Source organism: Plebeiibacterium sediminum, from assembly GCF_026013605.1.
In the GTDB taxonomy this organism is placed as follows: domain Bacteria; phylum Bacteroidota; class Bacteroidia; order Bacteroidales; family Marinilabiliaceae; genus Saccharicrinis; species Saccharicrinis sediminus.
The window spans coordinates 37,619-54,914 of sequence record NZ_JAPDPJ010000021.1 but is presented as its reverse complement, the minus strand read 5'-3'; the positions used below and the strand labels follow the sequence as shown (position 1 = coordinate 54,914).

Annotated in this window: 14 protein-coding genes; 10 read left to right on the top strand and 4 right to left on the bottom strand. The window is 33.0% G+C overall.

What is annotated here, in order from left to right; genetic code table 11:
• Positions 1 to 14: 14 nt before the first annotated feature.
• The 4 genes from OM075_RS10695 to OM075_RS10680 form a co-directional block, all read right to left on the bottom strand.
• Positions 15 to 1,199, bottom strand: coding sequence for an MFS transporter (locus OM075_RS10695; protein ID WP_301190503.1), 1,185 nt, complete (start codon positions 1,197 to 1,199; stop codon positions 15 to 17).
• Positions 1,200 to 1,328: 129 nt separating this feature from the next.
• Positions 1,329 to 1,796, bottom strand: a complete 468-nt coding sequence (locus OM075_RS10690; protein ID WP_301190502.1) for a MaoC family dehydratase — start codon at positions 1,794 to 1,796, stop codon at positions 1,329 to 1,331.
• Between the two features lie 89 nt (positions 1,797 to 1,885).
• Positions 1,886 to 2,506: a DEAD/DEAH box helicase gene (locus OM075_RS10685; RefSeq protein ID WP_301190501.1), complete on the bottom strand. Its 621-nt coding sequence runs from the start codon at positions 2,504 to 2,506 to the stop codon at positions 1,886 to 1,888.
• A gap of 132 nt (positions 2,507 to 2,638) precedes the next feature.
• Complete coding sequence (locus OM075_RS10680; protein ID WP_301190500.1) at positions 2,639 to 3,109, bottom strand: hypothetical protein; 471 nt, start codon at positions 3,107 to 3,109, stop codon at positions 2,639 to 2,641.
• A 174-nt stretch (positions 3,110 to 3,283) separates the two neighbouring features.
• On the opposite strand from OM075_RS10680, the gene OM075_RS10675 reads away from it, so the two are divergent.
• The 10 genes from OM075_RS10675 (at position 3,284) to OM075_RS10630 (ending at position 17,278) form a co-directional block, all read left to right on the top strand.
• Entirely contained in the window at positions 3,284 to 5,647 is a 2,364-nt protein-coding gene (locus OM075_RS10675) for a type IA DNA topoisomerase (RefSeq protein ID WP_301190499.1), read from the top strand.
• A 94-nt stretch (positions 5,648 to 5,741) separates the two neighbouring features.
• Positions 5,742 to 6,848, top strand: a complete 1,107-nt coding sequence (locus OM075_RS10670) for a DNA polymerase III subunit gamma/tau (protein WP_301190498.1) — start codon at positions 5,742 to 5,744, stop codon at positions 6,846 to 6,848.
• Between the two features lie 38 nt (positions 6,849 to 6,886).
• Positions 6,887 to 7,486, top strand: coding sequence for a DUF8439 domain-containing protein (locus tag OM075_RS10665; protein ID WP_301190497.1), 600 nt, complete (start codon positions 6,887 to 6,889; stop codon positions 7,484 to 7,486).
• Positions 7,487 to 7,620: 134 nt separating this feature from the next.
• Entirely contained in the window at positions 7,621 to 9,846 is a 2,226-nt protein-coding gene (locus OM075_RS10660; protein ID WP_301190496.1) for an NADP-dependent isocitrate dehydrogenase, read from the top strand.
• A 481-nt stretch (positions 9,847 to 10,327) separates the two neighbouring features.
• Complete coding sequence (gene pta / locus OM075_RS10655) at positions 10,328 to 11,332, top strand: phosphate acetyltransferase (protein WP_301190495.1); 1,005 nt, start codon at positions 10,328 to 10,330, stop codon at positions 11,330 to 11,332.
• A gap of 106 nt (positions 11,333 to 11,438) precedes the next feature.
• Positions 11,439 to 12,395, top strand: coding sequence for a 3-hydroxyacyl-CoA dehydrogenase family protein (locus OM075_RS10650; protein ID WP_301190494.1), 957 nt, complete (start codon positions 11,439 to 11,441; stop codon positions 12,393 to 12,395).
• A 60-nt stretch (positions 12,396 to 12,455) separates the two neighbouring features.
• A complete protein-coding gene (locus OM075_RS10645; RefSeq protein WP_301190493.1) occupies positions 12,456 to 13,673 on the top strand; it encodes an acetate/propionate family kinase in 1,218 nt (405 codons plus the stop codon).
• A gap of 146 nt (positions 13,674 to 13,819) precedes the next feature.
• Entirely contained in the window at positions 13,820 to 14,716 is an 897-nt protein-coding gene (locus tag OM075_RS10640; protein ID WP_301190492.1) for a bifunctional enoyl-CoA hydratase/phosphate acetyltransferase, read from the top strand.
• A 99-nt stretch (positions 14,717 to 14,815) separates the two neighbouring features.
• Positions 14,816 to 15,892, top strand: a complete 1,077-nt coding sequence (buk, locus tag OM075_RS10635; RefSeq protein WP_301190491.1) for a butyrate kinase — start codon at positions 14,816 to 14,818, stop codon at positions 15,890 to 15,892.
• A gap of 102 nt (positions 15,893 to 15,994) precedes the next feature.
• A complete protein-coding gene (locus tag OM075_RS10630; RefSeq protein ID WP_301190490.1) occupies positions 15,995 to 17,278 on the top strand; it encodes a cation:proton antiporter domain-containing protein in 1,284 nt (427 codons plus the stop codon).
• Positions 17,279 to 17,296: the final 18 nt, after the last annotated feature.

The window sequence follows — 17,296 nt, the reverse complement described above, 5'->3', positions numbered from 1 at the left end:
TGGTGTTAATTAAATCAGGACTCGTTTGTATCCAAAGATCTTAAAAATAAGAAGATAACAGATCCAACCATTACAGTAAATGCGATTCCGATCATTTTCATGGAAAAAGCTCTGTTATAATTATCTGAAAGGTATCCAACCAAAGGAGCAATTACAGCAAAAAAGGCTCTGATTAATAAACTTCTGATAGATAGTACTGTTGCTCGTATATCACTCGATGTAATCCTGTTAATATAATCTTTTAATACAGGGGTTGCTATTCCTCTGCTAAAATAGAAAATTACCAATACGATTAAAATCCATGCAGAATTAATATACCCTGCAACAATGTAACTTCCGGTAATAATAATAGAAGTAAACCAAATAGTTAGTTTGGGTTTTAATCTTGCTTCAATACGATAGGCATATAGGGTAGTTGTTCCTACAATTAGATTTAACACTGTATGTGTAGCACCAATATAATAAGAGGTAAACCCAATATTACTTAAATATAATTGATAAATCCATGCCATAGTAAGTGTGGCAGTACCTAAAATACTCGAATAGATCAGGTTATATCTGAGCTTTGCATTTTTTACCAGTGCATACCAAACTACATTTATAATATCTTTTATTCCGGGTTTCTGACGAACTTTTGAAAGTGCTGGTTCTATTAACATTATAGAGGCAGGAACAGCCATAAATGCAATACCTGATTGTAAAATAAAAGGTAATCGCATGTGTAAAGCAGCAAGTGTACCTCCTAATAAACCGGCAATAGCTTCGGCATAATTACCTACAGTAAAATTTCTTCCTTCGTACTTTATGTATTCCTGATCCCTGTTTAATCCTTTTAATGAATCATAAAGTAAAGCACTATCTGCTCCTGATACAAAACTTTGTCCGATACCAAGGATCACCTCAGCAATTAAGAAATAATAATAACCACTGGTGGTTGCGTAAACAACAAAACCCAGAGTACCAAGTATTGATCCAATAATTAAAGTCTTTTTACGTCCTATAACATCAGCAACATATCCCGATGGAATTTCAAATATTACAATAGCGATTGAATAAAAAGCTTTAAGCTGAAATGATTCTTTGTCGCTAAAGCCCATGTCTTTATAGAATAGCATTAAAATGGGCATGGTTAGCATAAACCACTTGGCTATTTTAATAATGTAAAGTTTTGTAATATTTGATTCCAGGCTTCTTCCCATGTTTTACTCAAAAAAAGAACGGCTCTTTTATGCAGTTTTGCAGTAAAGAACCGTTTTAATATTGTTGCTCTATTAAATAGAGTTGTGTTTTAATATTGATAGTACTCAAAAGTATTGAGACACTATTTTTTAGTTATTGAAATGGTATAAGAATACAACATCTGCTTCGTATGCAGGTTTTCTTTCTCCGTCAATTTCTAAAACAACAGCAATAGTTGCTTTTACTGTTCCTCTTAAGTTTTTTGCATCAGCAACCTTGGCTACCAAACGAACTTTAGAATTAACTTTTACCGGCTTGTTGAATTTTAAACTTTCAATACCATAGTTTACCTGAAGTTTTAAATTTTGTACTTCAACAATTTGACTCCAAAGGTGTGGTAATAATGAAATAGTTAAATATCCGTGAGCAATGGTATCGCCAAATGGTGATTCTGTTTTTGCCTTTTCCGGATCAGTATGAATCCACTGGTGATCTAAAGTTGCATCGGCAAATAAATTAATTTGCTCTTGTGTAATTGTATGATATTCTGATTGTCCTAATTCTTTTCCTATTAAAGCCTCTAAATCTTCGAAGCTTGTTATAATTGTTTGACTCATTAGTATTTAGCTTTTAATGAATTAATAAATCGCTGCAAATATAGGTTTTTATTATCAAAGTTTAGGACGTGTTTCTCAATCTAGTCAGATTATTCTTCTTCAGATTCTATAAAAACAGGGTTTTTCATCAGGTTTTCTTCTACAGTGTCAAATCTTTGGTGCCACTTGTTTGATGAAAATACGATTTGAGCCTTTTTAACACCATCTCCAATTCTATGAATGATTGAATGGTACGGAGTTGACATCACTTCATCGGCATCATCCACCACAATCAGGTTTATTTTGGTCATTGGAACTCCATTAACATTAACCAGTTCTGTTAATCTTTTAGGTGTACAAACTAAAATATCCAATCCATCATAAATTTCATCTTTTTGATATTGCAGAATACCCTGATCAAAAGCTACAAATGAACGAAGAGATGTGTTTTTTCCAAGTAGTTTTATTGTTTCCTCAATTTCAAAGGCCTTTTCTTTGGTAGAGGTTACTATAATTGCTCTGGGAGCTTCTTCAAACTCCTCTTTTAATTGTTGTATTGTTCCAATAACAAGGGCTGTAGTTTTCCCTGTACCGTCTGGAGAAATCATGAAAATATCAGCACCAGATTTAATCTTTGGAATAACTAACGATTGAATTTGTTTAGGTTCTTTATCAAATCCAGCATCAATAATCCCAGATGCTAATTCGGGAATTAGTTTTTTAAGTTTCATGGTTCATTATTTTGCTACAAAAGTAACAAATCAATAAAACTTACCTTACAAACCAGTGTACGATTTAATATTTAGCCTTTAATATTATAGCTATAGCTTTATTGTTAAATAAATATTTTTTATATAAACTATCTATTGGTTATCAATAAGTCTTTTAATAACAGCTATAAAGGCCATGTTTTTAAGTTTAGCGTACCTCTCCAGAATTAAAAATCCGTATGAGGACAAATCATAAATTTCTGCAAATTCGTCAATAATAAGGCTCTTGGCTTTATTGTGTAACGTGGTACTAAATTCAGTTTCGTCAAAGTCATTGGACAATCTGTTAACTAATGAAGTTAAAGCTTTTAGTTCTTCATTTTTTTTAAAATCCGAATACTCATTATCCTTATCTATTGATGAATGCGTAAAACTAAATAATTCAATAGCATAATCATTAATGGATAACATGAGTGACTCTTCTGAATCAATATTGGGAAATTCAGCTAAAACCATTGGTTTTACAATTTTACTGAACTTATTTATAAAGTTTTCTGCACGTTTATCAATTTCCCCAAATTTTAGATTTAATCTATTTATAAAATCCTTGTTTTCTCTTGTCATGGCTTCCTGGTTTTTTATAATACAAACAACATAATCAACCAAATGGTTCGATAGATTAACTTTCTATAACTATAATTTAAGAAAAATGAATGTTAATGTCATGAAAATTCGAATTTAATTTTTGTTTAGAAATATTATCTTCGTGCATCCAGAGAAAATTTATAAAAAGAAGATATGCGCGTTTGTATAGCGGAGAAACCAAGTGTAGCAGGAGAAATAGCAAAAGTTGTGGGTGCAACTTCCAGAAAAGATGGTTATTATGAAGGTAATAACTATCAGGTAACATGGACATTTGGGCATTTATGCACTCTTAAAGAACCACATGATTATTTAGCAGAATGGAAAAGATGGAATTTGGGTACTTTACCTATTATACCTTCGCATTTTGGAATTAAGCTCATTCAGAATAAAGGAGTTGAAAAACAATTTAGTGTAATAGAAAAATTGGTACAGGCAGCCACAGAGGTTATAAATTGCGGTGATGCCGGACAAGAGGGAGAAGTAATTCAACGCTGGGTACTTCAAAAAGCTGGATGTAAAGTGAAAATTAAACGTTTGTGGATTTCTTCTTTGACAGAAGAAGCTATTCGTGATGGATTTGAGAAACTTTACGACAATGATAAATTTAATCCACTTTATGCAGCCGGTAGTTCAAGAGCTATTGGCGATTGGTTGTTGGGTATTAATGCAACACGTTTATATACAATAAAATATAGTCAACCCGGAACTGTTTTGTCAATCGGAAGGGTTCAAACACCCACTTTAGCCTTGATTGTAAACAGGTATCTTGAAATTGAAAATTTTGTTCCGGAACCTTATTGGGAATTAAAAACAGTTTATAAAGATGTTACATTTAATTCCAGTCAGGGTAAATTTTCAAGTAAGGAGGAGGGAAGTTCTGCTCTTGAAAAAATTAAGGATAAACCTTTTGAAATAACAGATTTTAGCAGAAAACCAGGAAAAGAGGCACCTCCAAGGTTGTTTGACTTAACCTCCTTACAGGTTGAATGTAATAAGAAATTTGCCTTGTCGGCAGATGAAACACTCAAAGGCATTCAGTCTTTATACGAAAAGAAACTAACAACCTATCCACGTGTGGATACTACCTATTTAAGTAATGATATTTATCCTAAAATTGGAGGGATACTTAAAGGTTTAAAGCAATATCAAAATTTGGTAGAGCCTTTATTACAATCTAAAATCAGGAAAAGTAAAAAGGTTTTTGACGATAAGAAAGTAACAGATCACCATGCTATCATTCCAACAGGAGTGCCGGCTCCAGACAATCTTTCGCGCGATGAAAAGTTGATTTACGATACGGTAACCAGACGTTTTATTGCCAATTTTTACCCTGATTGTGAAATATCTACCACCACAATTCTTGGTAAAGTTGAAGATGTTGATTTTAAAACTTCAGGAAAACAGGTGATTAAGGAAAACTGGCGGGTTGTTTATAAATCGATGGCCGGTAAAAAGGATACTGATGATAAAATTCTGCCTGAATTCATAAAGGGTGAATCGGGACCTCATGAACCTGATTTTCAGGAAAAGGAAACCCAACCACCAAAATATTATACGGAAGCAACATTGTTAAGAGCAATGGAAACTGCAGGCAAACAGGTAGATGATGATGAATTAAGGGAATTGATGAAAGAGAATGGTATTGGTCGTCCATCTACCAGAGCAAATATTATTGAAACCTTATACAAAAGAAAATATATTTATAAAGTTCGAAAAAATGTGCTCCCTACAGATATGGGTGTTAAGCTAATGGAGTTTATATCTAATGATTTATTAAAATCAGCTGAGCTTACAGGACTGTGGGAGAAAAAACTGAGACAAATTGAAACTGGCGAATATGAAGTCAAAGATTTTATGGCAGAGTTAAAGCAAATGGTTTCTGATATTGTGTTTCAGGTAAAGAACGATTATTCAAAAGGAAAGATTGTATTAGAGGAAGAGGAGAAAGAAAAACCGGAGCCCAAGGCAGCACCTAAGCCCAAGGCTGCAAAGGAACTTAAATGTCCCCGATGTGGAGCAGGCATAATGGTAAAAGGAAATTCTGCATGGGGGTGTTCTGCTTATTCGTCAGGATGTAAAACCCTAATTCCATTTGAATTCCTTGAAAAAAAATTAACGGATAAACAGATTGAGTCTTTAATATTAAAAGGGAAAACCCCAACAGTTAAAGGCTTTAGCCTTGATGGTAAGAAGGTTAATGGAGTAGTGAGCTTTGACGATAATTTTGAATTGAGGCTGGAAGAAGAAGAAAAGAAACCTCTGTTATGTCCAAAATGTAAAACAGGCCAAATTCTTAAAGGAAATTCAGCATGGGGATGTTCCAATTATGCTAATGGCTGCAGAGTAATTATACCGTTTGAATTTTTAAAGAAGAAATTAACGGATACGCATATGGAAGCGCTTGTTTTAAAAGGAAAAACAAGCAAGTTAAAAGGATTTAGCTTAAGCGATAATAAAAATAATGTTGAAGGATTTATTGATTGGGATGAAAATTATAATCTAAGATTTAATGAATAATTATATTCAAAATGATCAGTTTATAATATATCATAAGCTAAATTTCCTTTGCCCGTTTTAAAATTTTATATTTGCGTTCATCAAAAAAATATACATGGATTATATTGTATCAGCCCGTAAGTATCGTCCTTCAACTTTTGTTTCAGTTGTTGGGCAGCAAAATATTACAACAACATTAAAGAATGCAATAAAAGGAAGCCAGTTGGCGCATGCTTACTTATTCTGTGGACCACGAGGAGTTGGTAAAACTACCTGTGCCCGGATTTTTGCAAAAACGATTAACTGTTCAAATATTACTGATGACTTTGAAGCATGTAATGAATGTGAATCGTGTAAGTCTTTTAATGAAAACAGGTCTTACAATATTCATGAATTGGATGGTGCCTCAAATAACTCAGTAGAAGATATCAGAAGCCTGATTGATAAAGTACGCGTTCCTCCTCAAATAGGAAGTTACAGTGTGTATATTATTGATGAGGTTCATATGTTATCTCAGGCAGCATTTAATGCATTTCTTAAAACCCTGGAGGAACCACCCAAACATGCTATATTTATTTTAGCAACTACAGAAAAGCATAAAATATTACCTACCATTTTATCTCGTTGTCAGATTTATGATTTTAACAGAATTACAATTGAGGATGCAGTAGGACATTTAAAATATGTTGCACAAAGCGAAAGCATTAGTGTAGAAGAAGAGGGTTTAACCGTAATAGCACAGAAAGCTGACGGGGCCATGCGTGACGCATTATCAATCTTTGATCAGATTGTAGCTTTCTCAGGTAAAAGTATTACTTATCAGCAGGTTATAGATAATCTTAATGTGTTGGATTATGACTTTTATTTCAGATTAGTTGATGCATTTTTAGCTGAAGATACAACCCAGACATTATTAATTTTTGATGAAATACTAAAACGAGGCTTTGACGCACATCATTTTATTTCAGGTTTAAGTTCTCACTTGCGCGATTTGCTGGTGTGCAAGGATGTAGCTACTGTTCAGTTGTTAGATGTTGGAGCTAAAGTAAAAGAAAAATATGCCAGTCAGGCACAAAGCAGTACCATCAACTTTTTAATTGATGCGCTGGAAATAACCAATACATGTGATCTTCAATATCGTGTTGCAAAAAATAAGCGATTACATGTTGAGTTCGCCCTGTTGAAAGTGGCTCGAGTTCTTGACGAACAAAGAAAAAAGTAAAGAAAAAGACAGAGTCTCAAAACGGTTCCGGTAAGAGTGTGGGGAAAGCATCAACCGGGGCTCCGTCTGGCAGTAGATCACATACTGCTACTTCCGTTACTAAAACAAAGCCATATCAGGGGGGAATTAAAACAGAAACTAAAAATCCGCTTAAAACCATTTCGTTAAAGGCGGCATTGTCCGGAGATTCTGATTTGCTAAGATCTAATACAGTAAAAAAAGAAACAAAAGAAGAAGTTGTTGACGTTTATGTAGATCCTAGCTGGAATGAACCTGTAAGTCAGGAAAAGATAAAAGATTGTTGGTTAGAATACCGAAATCGAATTCAAGGCACAAATGCACGATTAAGTAGTATTATGTCTAATCATATGCCTGAGTTAAAAAATGGAACAGTATTACATGTAGGACTGAAAAATGTTACTCAGGAGAAAGAACTTAATGAGGAAAAAAGTAAACTTTTTGGATTTCTAAAACGTGAATTAAGGAATGCTAACTTAAGCCTTGAAACAGAAATTGTTTTGGGTGAAGGAGCGGTTAAAAAAGCATTTACAGCAGCAGAAAGAGCTAAATTAATGGCGGAGAAAAATCCATCCTTATTACTTTTAACTAAAAAGTTTGATTTAGATGTTGAAATTTAAGTTTTGAATAAACAATATAAATTTCAGCTTGTTAATTAAACGTTTTATTACATATTTAAATAACATAACCATTTATATTAAAGAGATTTGGATAAAAATTACCTAAACTCTAAATCTGAAAACACTTTTTGATTATGACAAAAACATCAAAAATTATTTACACTAAAACCGATGAAGCACCGGCTTTAGCAACCTATTCTTTTTTACCAATAATTAAAGCTTTTACTGAGGCAGTTGATGTTGAGGTTGAATTAAAAGATATTTCTTTAGTAGGAAGAATTATAGCTAATTTTCCTGAAAACTTGACTGATGAACAAAAGCAACCAGATGCTTTGGCACAGTTAGGTGAGTTAGCAAAACAACCAGAAGCAAACATTATTAAGTTACCAAACATTAGTGCTTCAATTCCACAGTTGGTTGCAGCAATTGCTGAACTAAAAGAACATGGTTATGATGTTCCGGAATATCCAACGGAACCAAAAACTAAGGAAGAAGAAGAAATTAAAGCTAGATATTCAAAAGTTTTAGGTAGTGCAGTAAATCCTGTCTTAAGAGAAGGAAACTCAGATCGAAGAGTTGCTGACGCAGTGAAAGAATATGCCAAAAACAATCCTCATTCAATGGGAGCATGGAGTAAAGATTCTAAATCTCATGTAGCTCACATGGAAGATGGGGATTTTTACTCAAGTGAAAAATCATATGTTTCTCCAAAAGAAGATGTGGTAAAAATTGAGTTGGTTCAAAAAGATGGCAATGTTACTGTTTTAAAAGAAAAAACACCATTGTTAGCTGGCGAGGTAATTGATGGTTCTTTAATGAGTAAAAGTGCTTTACGTGCTTTTTATGCTAAAGAAATTAAAGCTGCAAAAGAAGAAGATGTATTGTTGTCTCTTCATTTAAAGGCAACTATGATGAAAGTTTCTGACCCGGTTATGTTTGGTCATGCAGTTACTGTATATTATAAAGATGTATTTGAAAAATATGCTGCAGAATTTGCTGAATTAGGCGTAAATCCAAGTAATGGACTTGGAGATGTTTACGCTAAAATAGCAACATTACCTGCAGATAAAAAGAAAGAGATTGAAGAGGCCATTTTGGCAGTTTATGCAACAAATCCTGAGTTAGCAATGGTTAACTCCGATAAAGGAATTACCAACCTTCATGTTCCGAGTGATATTATTATTGATGCATCAATGCCTGCTGCTTTAAGAACATCAGGACAAATGTGGGGACCAGATGGTAATTTGAAAGATACAAAAGCTATGATTCCGGATAGATGTTATGCCGGAATATATCAGGAAGTGATTTCTTTCTGTAAAGAAAATGGTGCTTTTGATGTGACTACAATGGGTAATGTTTCAAATGTAGGTTTGATGGCTCAAAAGGCTGAAGAATATGGCTCACATGATAAAACATTTATTATTCCTGCTGCAGGAACTGTTAAAGTTTCTACTACAGATGGAACAGTTGTTTTTGCACACGATGTTGAAGAGGGTGATATATGGAGAATGTGCCAAACCAAAGATTTACCTATTAAGGATTGGGTTAAATTAGCTGTCAACAGAGCTAAGGCAACAGGTAATCCGGCTATCTTTTGGTTAGATAATAACAGAGCTCATGATGCTAATTTGATTACCAAGGTTCAGGAGTATTTAAAAGATTATGATTTAGCAGGACTAGAGGTAGAAATAATGACTCCGGTGGAGGCGATGCAATATACCCTTAAAAGAGTTAAAGAGGGTAAAGATACTATCTCAGTTACAGGAAATGTGTTGAGAGATTATTTAACTGATTTATTCCCAATTTTAGAGCTTGGTACAAGTGCTAAAATGTTATCAATTGTACCATTGTTAGCAGGTGGTGGTTTATATGAAACAGGAGCTGGAGGTTCTGCACCTAAGCATGTTCAACAGTTTTTAAGTGAAGGTCACTTACGTTGGGATTCATTAGGTGAATTTTTAGCTTTAGCAGTTTCTCTGGAAGATATAGGTATTAAATCAGAAAATAAGAAAGCTGTTATTTTAGCTAATGCGCTAAATAAAGCAAATAGCGAGTTTTTAAGAAATGATAAATCTCCATCTCGTAAAGTAAATGAAATGGATAACAGAGGCAGTCATTTTTATTTAACGTTATATTGGGCAAAAGCAATGGCTGAGCAAAATGATGATATTGAGTTAAAAGAGAGATTTGCTAAGCTTGCCAAAGAGCTGGAAGAAAAAGAAAGTGTAATTCTTGATGATTTGATTAAATGTCAGGGATCGGAAGTTAATATTGGTGGATATTTCCAACCAGACGAAAAATTAGCTTTTGAAGCAATGAGACCAAGTGATAGTTTTAATAATGCAATTGCAGCATTGTAAAAATGAAGAATTAAGATATTGATATAGAGCCGGATTAATTGTTAATCCGGTTTTTTTATGACTTTTGTTTATATAAATAGGGGGCAAATAGTTTGAATTAAGTTTTTTGAAATCAAAATTATGGAAGATTCAATGTTTTCTTAAAATTTAGTACGTTTTAACGCTATTTGTTTTAATTAGTCAATAATTTGCATTTACTTTGTAAGCTCAAACTTCAAAAGCTTTGGCAAGCACGTCATTATTTGTTTTCTTAAAATTGTATGTACTTCCAGGAATAAAACTGTGTATTAAATTGAAAAATTTAAATACGAGTTGATATTTTATTTAAATATTCCTGAAAATGAATTAATGATGTATCCTTTAAACATTAAAGTTTATCGAATTGTATCGTTAATTATAAGATAAATGATGAATCGCATTTTAAAGCGAAATATTATGCAATAATTTTACATTTTAATTAATAATAAAATACTTTCTAGATATGGAATTTATAAACAAGCTTAAAGCCAAAGCAAAAGAAAACAAAAAAAGAATTGTTCTTCCTGAAGGATTAGAAGAAAGAACACTTCAGGCTGCAGATATTATTGTTAGCGAAGATTTTGCTGATGTGATTTTAATAGGTAATCCTGCTAAAATTGCTGAAGAGGCTGCACGCTTAGGTTTAAAGAACTTGGATAAAGCAACAATTGTTGATCCTGAAAATCACGAAAAGAAAGAAGTTTATATCGATTTGTTGGTTGAACTTAGAAAGAAAAAAGGTTTAACTAAAGAGCAAGCAGAAAAATTAGTTGTACAGCCATTATATCTATCTACATTAATGATTAAAAATGGAGATGCTGATGGTGAGGTTGCTGGTGCCGAAAATGCAACAGGTGATGTTTTACGTCCTGCATTTCAGGTAGTAAAAACTTTACCGGGAATTAGTGTTGTTTCAGGCGCATTTATTATGATCTTCCCTGATGATGAGTTTGGTGATAATGGTATGATGGTATTTGCTGACTGTGCAGTTCATCCTAATCCAACAGCAAGTGAGTTAGCAGAAATTGCTGTTACAACAGGTAAAACAACCAAATCAATTGCAGGTATTGAACCTCGTATTGCCATGTTAAGCTTTTCAACTAAAGGAAGTGCAAAACATGAAATGGTTGACAAAGTTGTAGAAGCAACAAAATTAGCTAAAGAAATGGCTCCAGAATTAAAAATTGATGGAGAACTTCAGGCTGATGCTGCTATTATTGAAGCTATTGGTTCTAAGAAAGCTCCAGGTAGTGAGATTGCAGGTAAGGCTAATGTACTTGTATTCCCAACTCTTGAGGTAGGAAACATTGCTTATAAATTGGTACAGCGCATGGGACATGCTGAAGCAATCGGACCAGTACTACAAGGAATGGCAGCACCTATCAATGATTTATCAAGAGGTTGTTCTGTAAGTGATATTGTAAATTTAGTAGCAATTACAGCAAATCAAGCTGCAGGTAATATGTAATCCTTTCATTAGAAAGGATTTTTTTCTATAATAAAGTTTAGCACTATATAATGTTATAACTTTATTAGGGTAAAAGAAGTTTATAATAAGTAAATACTATAAATAAATGGCTGAAATTCTAGTAGAACCTATAGAAGGTTATGCGCTAAGTAAAAACAAAAAGAAAGGAACTACTTTATTTTCAAAAGTAGGAGTTGTAGGCTGTGGAAAAGAAGGACAAAGTATCGCTCGTATCGCCAGTTGGCATGGTATGGAGGTTGTTTTTCTTGAGCTTACTGAAGAAAAAATTGAAACAGCTATTGCTAATATTGGCAAAGAGCTTGATAATAGAATTGAAAACTGGGGATTAACACCTAGTGAGAAGAAAGCAATCATGAGTCGCATTAAAGGTACTATGGACTATCAGGACCTTGCAGAATGTGATTTTGTTATTGAAGCAATTCGTTCAGATGATAAAGGCGCAAGAAGTATTGATGCTCGCAAAGAAGTGTTTAAGAGTATTGAAGCAATTGTTCGTGAGGATACTATTATTGCAACAAACTCAACAACAATTATTATCACTGAGTTAGCATCAGAAATGAAAAAACCAGAGAGATGTATTAGTTTACACTTTTTTGTTACTTCTCCTGAAGCTAGAATTATTGAAGTTGTTAAAGGATTATATACTTCAGAAGAAGTGTATAACAGAGTATGTACTTTTGTTAAATTAATTAACAGAGATGTTATTCCTGTTGAAGAATCTGCAGGTTTAGTAAGTGTACGTTTATATGTTACTTTATTAAACGAAGCTTGCCAGGTTCTTATGGAAGGTATTGCTACTATGAGCGATATTGATAAAACTATGAAGGTAGGCTTAGGAATGAGATTTGGACCTTTTAGAACTGCTGATATTATTGGTTTAAGCAAAATAACTAAATGGATGGATAATTTATATGAGGAGTTTGGTAGCTCTAAATATAAGCCATCTCCACTAATTAAAAGATTAGTGAGAGCAAAACATTTAGGAGTAGTTTCAGGCGAAGGATTCTACAAGTATGATGAAAATGGGAATGTAATTTCTTAATCATTTGTAGTTTTTTATCCTGGTATAATTAAGAATTAAGAAAAGTTTAAATCAATAAAAATGAAGATATTAGTATTAAATTGTGGTAGTTCCTCAATTAAATATCAATTGTTCAATATGGAGGCTGAAAGTCATGACGTATTGGCCAAAGGAGGTATTGAAAAAATCGGACTTAAAGGTTCATTTTTAAAGCACGAAAAAGAAAATGGTGAAAAGGTTTTACTAGAAGGTGAAATCTTGGATCACCAAACAGGTATCGATTATATTTTAGGTGTATTATCAAGTGCAAAACACGGATGTATCAAAAAACTTGAAGAAATTGATGCTGTTGGTCACCGTGTGGTACATGGAGGTGAAACATTTAACTCAAGTGTATTCATTACAAATGAAGTGGTTGAGAAAATGAATGAGTGTATTGAGTTAGCTCCTTTACACAATCCACCAAACTTAAGTGGTATTTCTGCTATTGAATCATTGTTACCAAGTGTGCCTCAGGTTGGTGTTTTCGATACAGCTTTCCACCAAACTATGCCAAAACATGCATATATGTATGCAATTCCTTATTCTTTATATAAGAAATACGGAATACGTAGATATGGATTCCACGGAACTAGTCATAAATATGTATCAGCAAGAGCTTGTGAAATATTAGGAGAAGAGTATAAAGATAAAAAAATCATTTCTTGTCACTTAGGAAACGGAGCTTCTATTGCTGCAATTAAAAATGGTGTATCAGTAGATACTTCAATGGGATTTACTCCGGTAGAAGGTTTAATGATGGGAACCAGAGCTGGAGACCTTGATATTGGTGCTGCTACATTTATTATGGATAAAGAAATGATTGGTACTAAATCTGCCAGCATTTTATTCAATAAACAAAGTGGTTTAATGGGTATTACAGGCGTTTCTTCTGATATGCGTGATTTATTAGCTGCATCAAAAGAAAACAATCCATTGGCTATTCTTGGTATGGAAATGTATTCATACAGAATTAAGAAATATGTAGGTTCTTATGCTGCTGCAATGGGTGGTGTTGATATCATTACTTTTACAGGAGGTATTGGTGAATACGCTCACTATATCAGAAAAGCAGTTTGTGAGGAACTTGGTTTTATGGGTATTGAGATAGATTCTTCAGCTAATGAAGCAGCTTTAGGAACAGAATCTGTTATTAGTAATGGTGATAGTAAAGTTACTGTTATGGTTGTACCTACAGATGAGGAGTTTATGATTGCTCAGGATACAAAAAGAATTGTTGAAGAGTTAGCAAACAGATAAAAATAGTCAGTTTTATCTTTTACAATATAAACCGCAAAGCTTAAATGTATATTTAGGTTTTGCGGTTTTTTTATGATTAAAGTTCTTGTTATCCTTACATAAGCTTGATACTTTTATATTTAGCAAAATCGAAAAAATATTGGGATATGTTTAAGAAACTATCAGAACTTGAACTGCTTATAAAAAAAAATAAAGTAGTTAAGGTTTTGGCATTAGCTGTTTCGCAGGATGCAGACTCTTTGTCGGCTGTATGTAAAGCTTATAATGCTGGAATCATAAAACCTGTATTAATAGGTGATGTAGAATTAACTAAAAGCATTATTAAGAAAGCCGGCTATAATTTTGAAGGAGCAACATTTATTGATGAATCTGATCCGGAACTCTGTGTGGAAAGGGCTGTTAAGATGGTGAGCAGAGGAGAAGCTGATGTATTAATGAAAGGCAAGGTTGCTACTCCGGTTCTATTAAAAGCGGTGTTGAACAAAGAATGGGGACTTAGAGAAGGTAAATTACTTTCTCATTTTGCACTTTTTGAAGTGGAGACCTACCATAAATTAATTGCAGTTACTGATGTGGCCATGAATATTGGTCCAAACTTAAATGATAAAATCGCAATAATAAATAACTCTGTTGGCTATTTGAATAAGTTGGGTATTCATAAACCTAAAGTTGCTGTTTTGGGGGCTATAGAAATGGTTAATGAGAGTATGCAGGCTACTTTAGATGCTGCGTTGTTATCAAAAATGAATCAACGGGATCAGATTAAAAACTGTATTATTGACGGACCATTGGCTTTTGATAATGCTATCAGTTTTGAAAGTGCGCGTCATAAAAATATTAAGAGCTCAGTGGCCGGAGATACAGATTTATTGTTAATGCCCGATATTGAGGTGGGAAATGTATTATATAAAACCCTGATATTTTTTGCAAAGGCTAAGGTTGCTTCGGTGATTTTAGGCGCTAAATCTCCAATTGTACTGACTTCCAGAAGTGATTCAGAGGAATCAAAATATCATAGTATTTTATTGGCTATTTTAGGATAATTTAGGAGATAGGAGTCTTAAATTTTAATAATTAAGTAAATTATTCTATGTTAGCGGTGCATTCAGCAAATCATGTATAATTAAATGTAAAACACACCTATGGAAACATTTCATATTTTAGTCTTAAATCCAGGATCAACATCTACCAAAATAGCCGTTTATGAGAATGAAAAATCTGTTTTTCTAAAAAATATTAAACATTCATCTGATGAAATAGCAGCATTTAAAACAATAGCTGATCAATATGCATTTAGGAAAGAAGTGATTTTGAAAGAACTGCAAAGTGCAGATGTCGATATTAATAAAATTGATGCAGTTGTAGGTAGAGGAGGTTTAGTTAAGCCTATTGAATCTGGTGTTTATGAGGTTAATGAAGCTTTAAAACAAGATTTAAAAGTTGGAGTACTTGGTGAACACGCCAGTAATTTAGGTGGATTAATTGCTGATGATATTGCACAGTCATTACCTAATGCAAGAGCGTTTATTGCAGACCCGGTTGTGGTTGATGAATTGGAAGATGTAGCTCGTATAACAGGGTGTCCGGGAATGCCTCGTCAATCTATCTTTCATGCATTAAATCAAAAAGCAGTTGGACGATTATTTGCCCGTACCAGAGGATTTATTTATGAGGAATTAAATTTAATTGTTGCTCATATGGGTGGTGGAATATCCATTGGAGCACACAAACAAGGAAAAGTTATAGATGTAAATAACGCCATTGATGGTTATGGCCCATTTTCTCCTGAAAGAGCTGGTACATTGCCAACAGGAGCCTTAATTAAAGCTTGTTTTAGCGGTAAGTACACCTTGGAAGAAATGAAGAAAATTGTTAATGGAAAAGGTGGACTGGTTGCACATTTAGGAACAAATGAAGCGTATGAAGCTTACAAAAGAATTCAGGCGGGGGATAAAAAAGCTGAGTTAGTATTAAGTGCGATGTCATATCAAATAGGTAAAGCAATTGGTGGTTGTGCAGCTGTTTTAAAAGGAAAAGTAAATGGGGTTATTTTAACCGGAGGAATTGCAAATAATACTTTTGTAGTAGATTACGTTAAGAATATGGTAGATTGGATTGCTCCGGTGGCAGTTTATCCAGGTGAGGATGAAATGAACGCTTTAATGCAAAATGGATTAATGGTTCTTAAAAACGAAATTCAATGTAAGGAATATAAATAACAATTATAATTCTTAAAACAATATAATATAAAGGTTGTCATCAGAGTATTGACAACCTTTTTTTATATCTTGACAACTCAAAATTGATCGAAATATTGATTTATGGTTTTAAATTTTATTCAGGGATTTATAAATGAGGATAATATAGCTTATATGCTTATTATAGCTGCCTCATTAATTGTGGTGTTGTCATATTTATTTTCAGTTTTTTCAAAGAAAACAGCTATACCAAGTGTGATTTTACTAATTGCATTAGGCTTTTCTTCAAAAAAGTTATTCAGTATAGGTGTTACAGATGTAGATTGGTTGTTTCCACTTGAAATTTTGGGTATTGTGGGTTTAATGCTCATTGTGTTAGAAGGTGCATTAGATTTAAAGTTATCGTGGCAGCGATGGCCTATAATATGGAAATCTGGCTTAATAGCTTTATTGTCGCTTTTTATCAACGTATTTATATTTACATATGGAATTCAGATTATTATAGGAAATCTGGATTTCCTAACTGCCTTTATTTATGCTATACCATTGTCTATTATAAGTAGCGCCATTGTTATTCCCAGTGTAGAAGGTTTAGATGAAGAAAGACGGGAATTTTTAATTTATGAAAGTACCTTATCTGATATTTTTGGCTTAATATTGTTTTATACCGTCATTAATAATGTCAATACAGGTGAGGCTGCTAAAATTGGTTTAAATGTTATTTCAAATATTGGAGGAACCTTAATATTATCAGTGGTTCTTTCTTATTTGATGATTATATTTTTTCAAAGAGTTAAAACACAGGTAAAGCTGTTTCTATTTATATCAGTATTATTGATGTTATATGCAATTGGTAAAGTATTTCATTTATCATCCTTGCTCATTATCCTGGTATTTGGATTAATACTAGAAAACAGACATATTTTCTTTTCTGGTTTTATGAGTAAATTTTTAAAAGAAGAGAAAGTAAAAAGCGTATTGTCAGACTTTAAGTTATTAACCAGAGAAAGTGCCTTTATGGTACGTACATTTTTCTTTTTTGTTTTTGGATTAAGTATTACAGTTGCCGGAATATTTAAAACAAAAGTGGTTGTTGGAGCTTTGGTGTTTTTACTTATAATGTTTCTGGTCAGATGGTTATTGTTTAAAGTAATAATGAAAAAATCATTTATGCCTCAGGTCTTTATTGCACCAAGAGGATTAATCTCTGTTTTACTTTATTTTGCCATACCAGATGATTTCTTAATTAATGATTTTGAATCAGGAATATTATTATTTGTAATATTAGGAACAAGTGTTGTTATGGCTTGGGCATTAGTTCATTCTAAGTTAGGAAAAACCGGAAGATTAAGAAAAATAGCAACCGTAAGAAGCATATTTATGGGATCAAATAGAAAGGCAGTATAAAAAGAAGAATAAAATAAT

Excerpts from the sequence above, each read along its gene's own strand:
- OM075_RS10690 (WP_301190502.1), bottom strand. The coding sequence starts at position 1,796 with ATGAGTCAAACAATTATAACAAGCTTCGAAGATTTAGAGGCTTTAATA.
- OM075_RS10640 (WP_301190492.1), top strand. The coding sequence starts at position 13,820 with ATGTTTAAGAAACTATCAGAACTTGAACTGCTTATAAAAAAAAATAAA.
- OM075_RS10670 (WP_301190498.1), top strand. The coding sequence starts at position 5,742 with ATGGATTATATTGTATCAGCCCGTAAGTATCGTCCTTCAACTTTTGTT.
- OM075_RS10630 (WP_301190490.1), top strand. The coding sequence starts at position 15,995 with ATGGTTTTAAATTTTATTCAGGGATTTATAAATGAGGATAATATAGCT.
- OM075_RS10675 (WP_301190499.1), top strand. The coding sequence starts at position 3,284 with ATGCGCGTTTGTATAGCGGAGAAACCAAGTGTAGCAGGAGAAATAGCA.
- OM075_RS10650 (WP_301190494.1), top strand. The coding sequence starts at position 11,439 with ATGGCTGAAATTCTAGTAGAACCTATAGAAGGTTATGCGCTAAGTAAA.
- OM075_RS10645 (WP_301190493.1), top strand. The coding sequence starts at position 12,456 with ATGAAGATATTAGTATTAAATTGTGGTAGTTCCTCAATTAAATATCAA.
- pta (WP_301190495.1), top strand. The coding sequence starts at position 10,328 with ATGGAATTTATAAACAAGCTTAAAGCCAAAGCAAAAGAAAACAAAAAA.
- OM075_RS10680 (WP_301190500.1), bottom strand. The coding sequence starts at position 3,109 with ATGACAAGAGAAAACAAGGATTTTATAAATAGATTAAATCTAAAATTT.
- buk (WP_301190491.1), top strand. The coding sequence starts at position 14,816 with ATGGAAACATTTCATATTTTAGTCTTAAATCCAGGATCAACATCTACC.
- OM075_RS10660 (WP_301190496.1), top strand. The coding sequence starts at position 7,621 with ATGACAAAAACATCAAAAATTATTTACACTAAAACCGATGAAGCACCG.
- OM075_RS10695 (WP_301190503.1), bottom strand. The coding sequence starts at position 1,199 with ATGGGAAGAAGCCTGGAATCAAATATTACAAAACTTTACATTATTAAA.
- OM075_RS10685 (WP_301190501.1), bottom strand. The coding sequence starts at position 2,506 with ATGAAACTTAAAAAACTAATTCCCGAATTAGCATCTGGGATTATTGAT.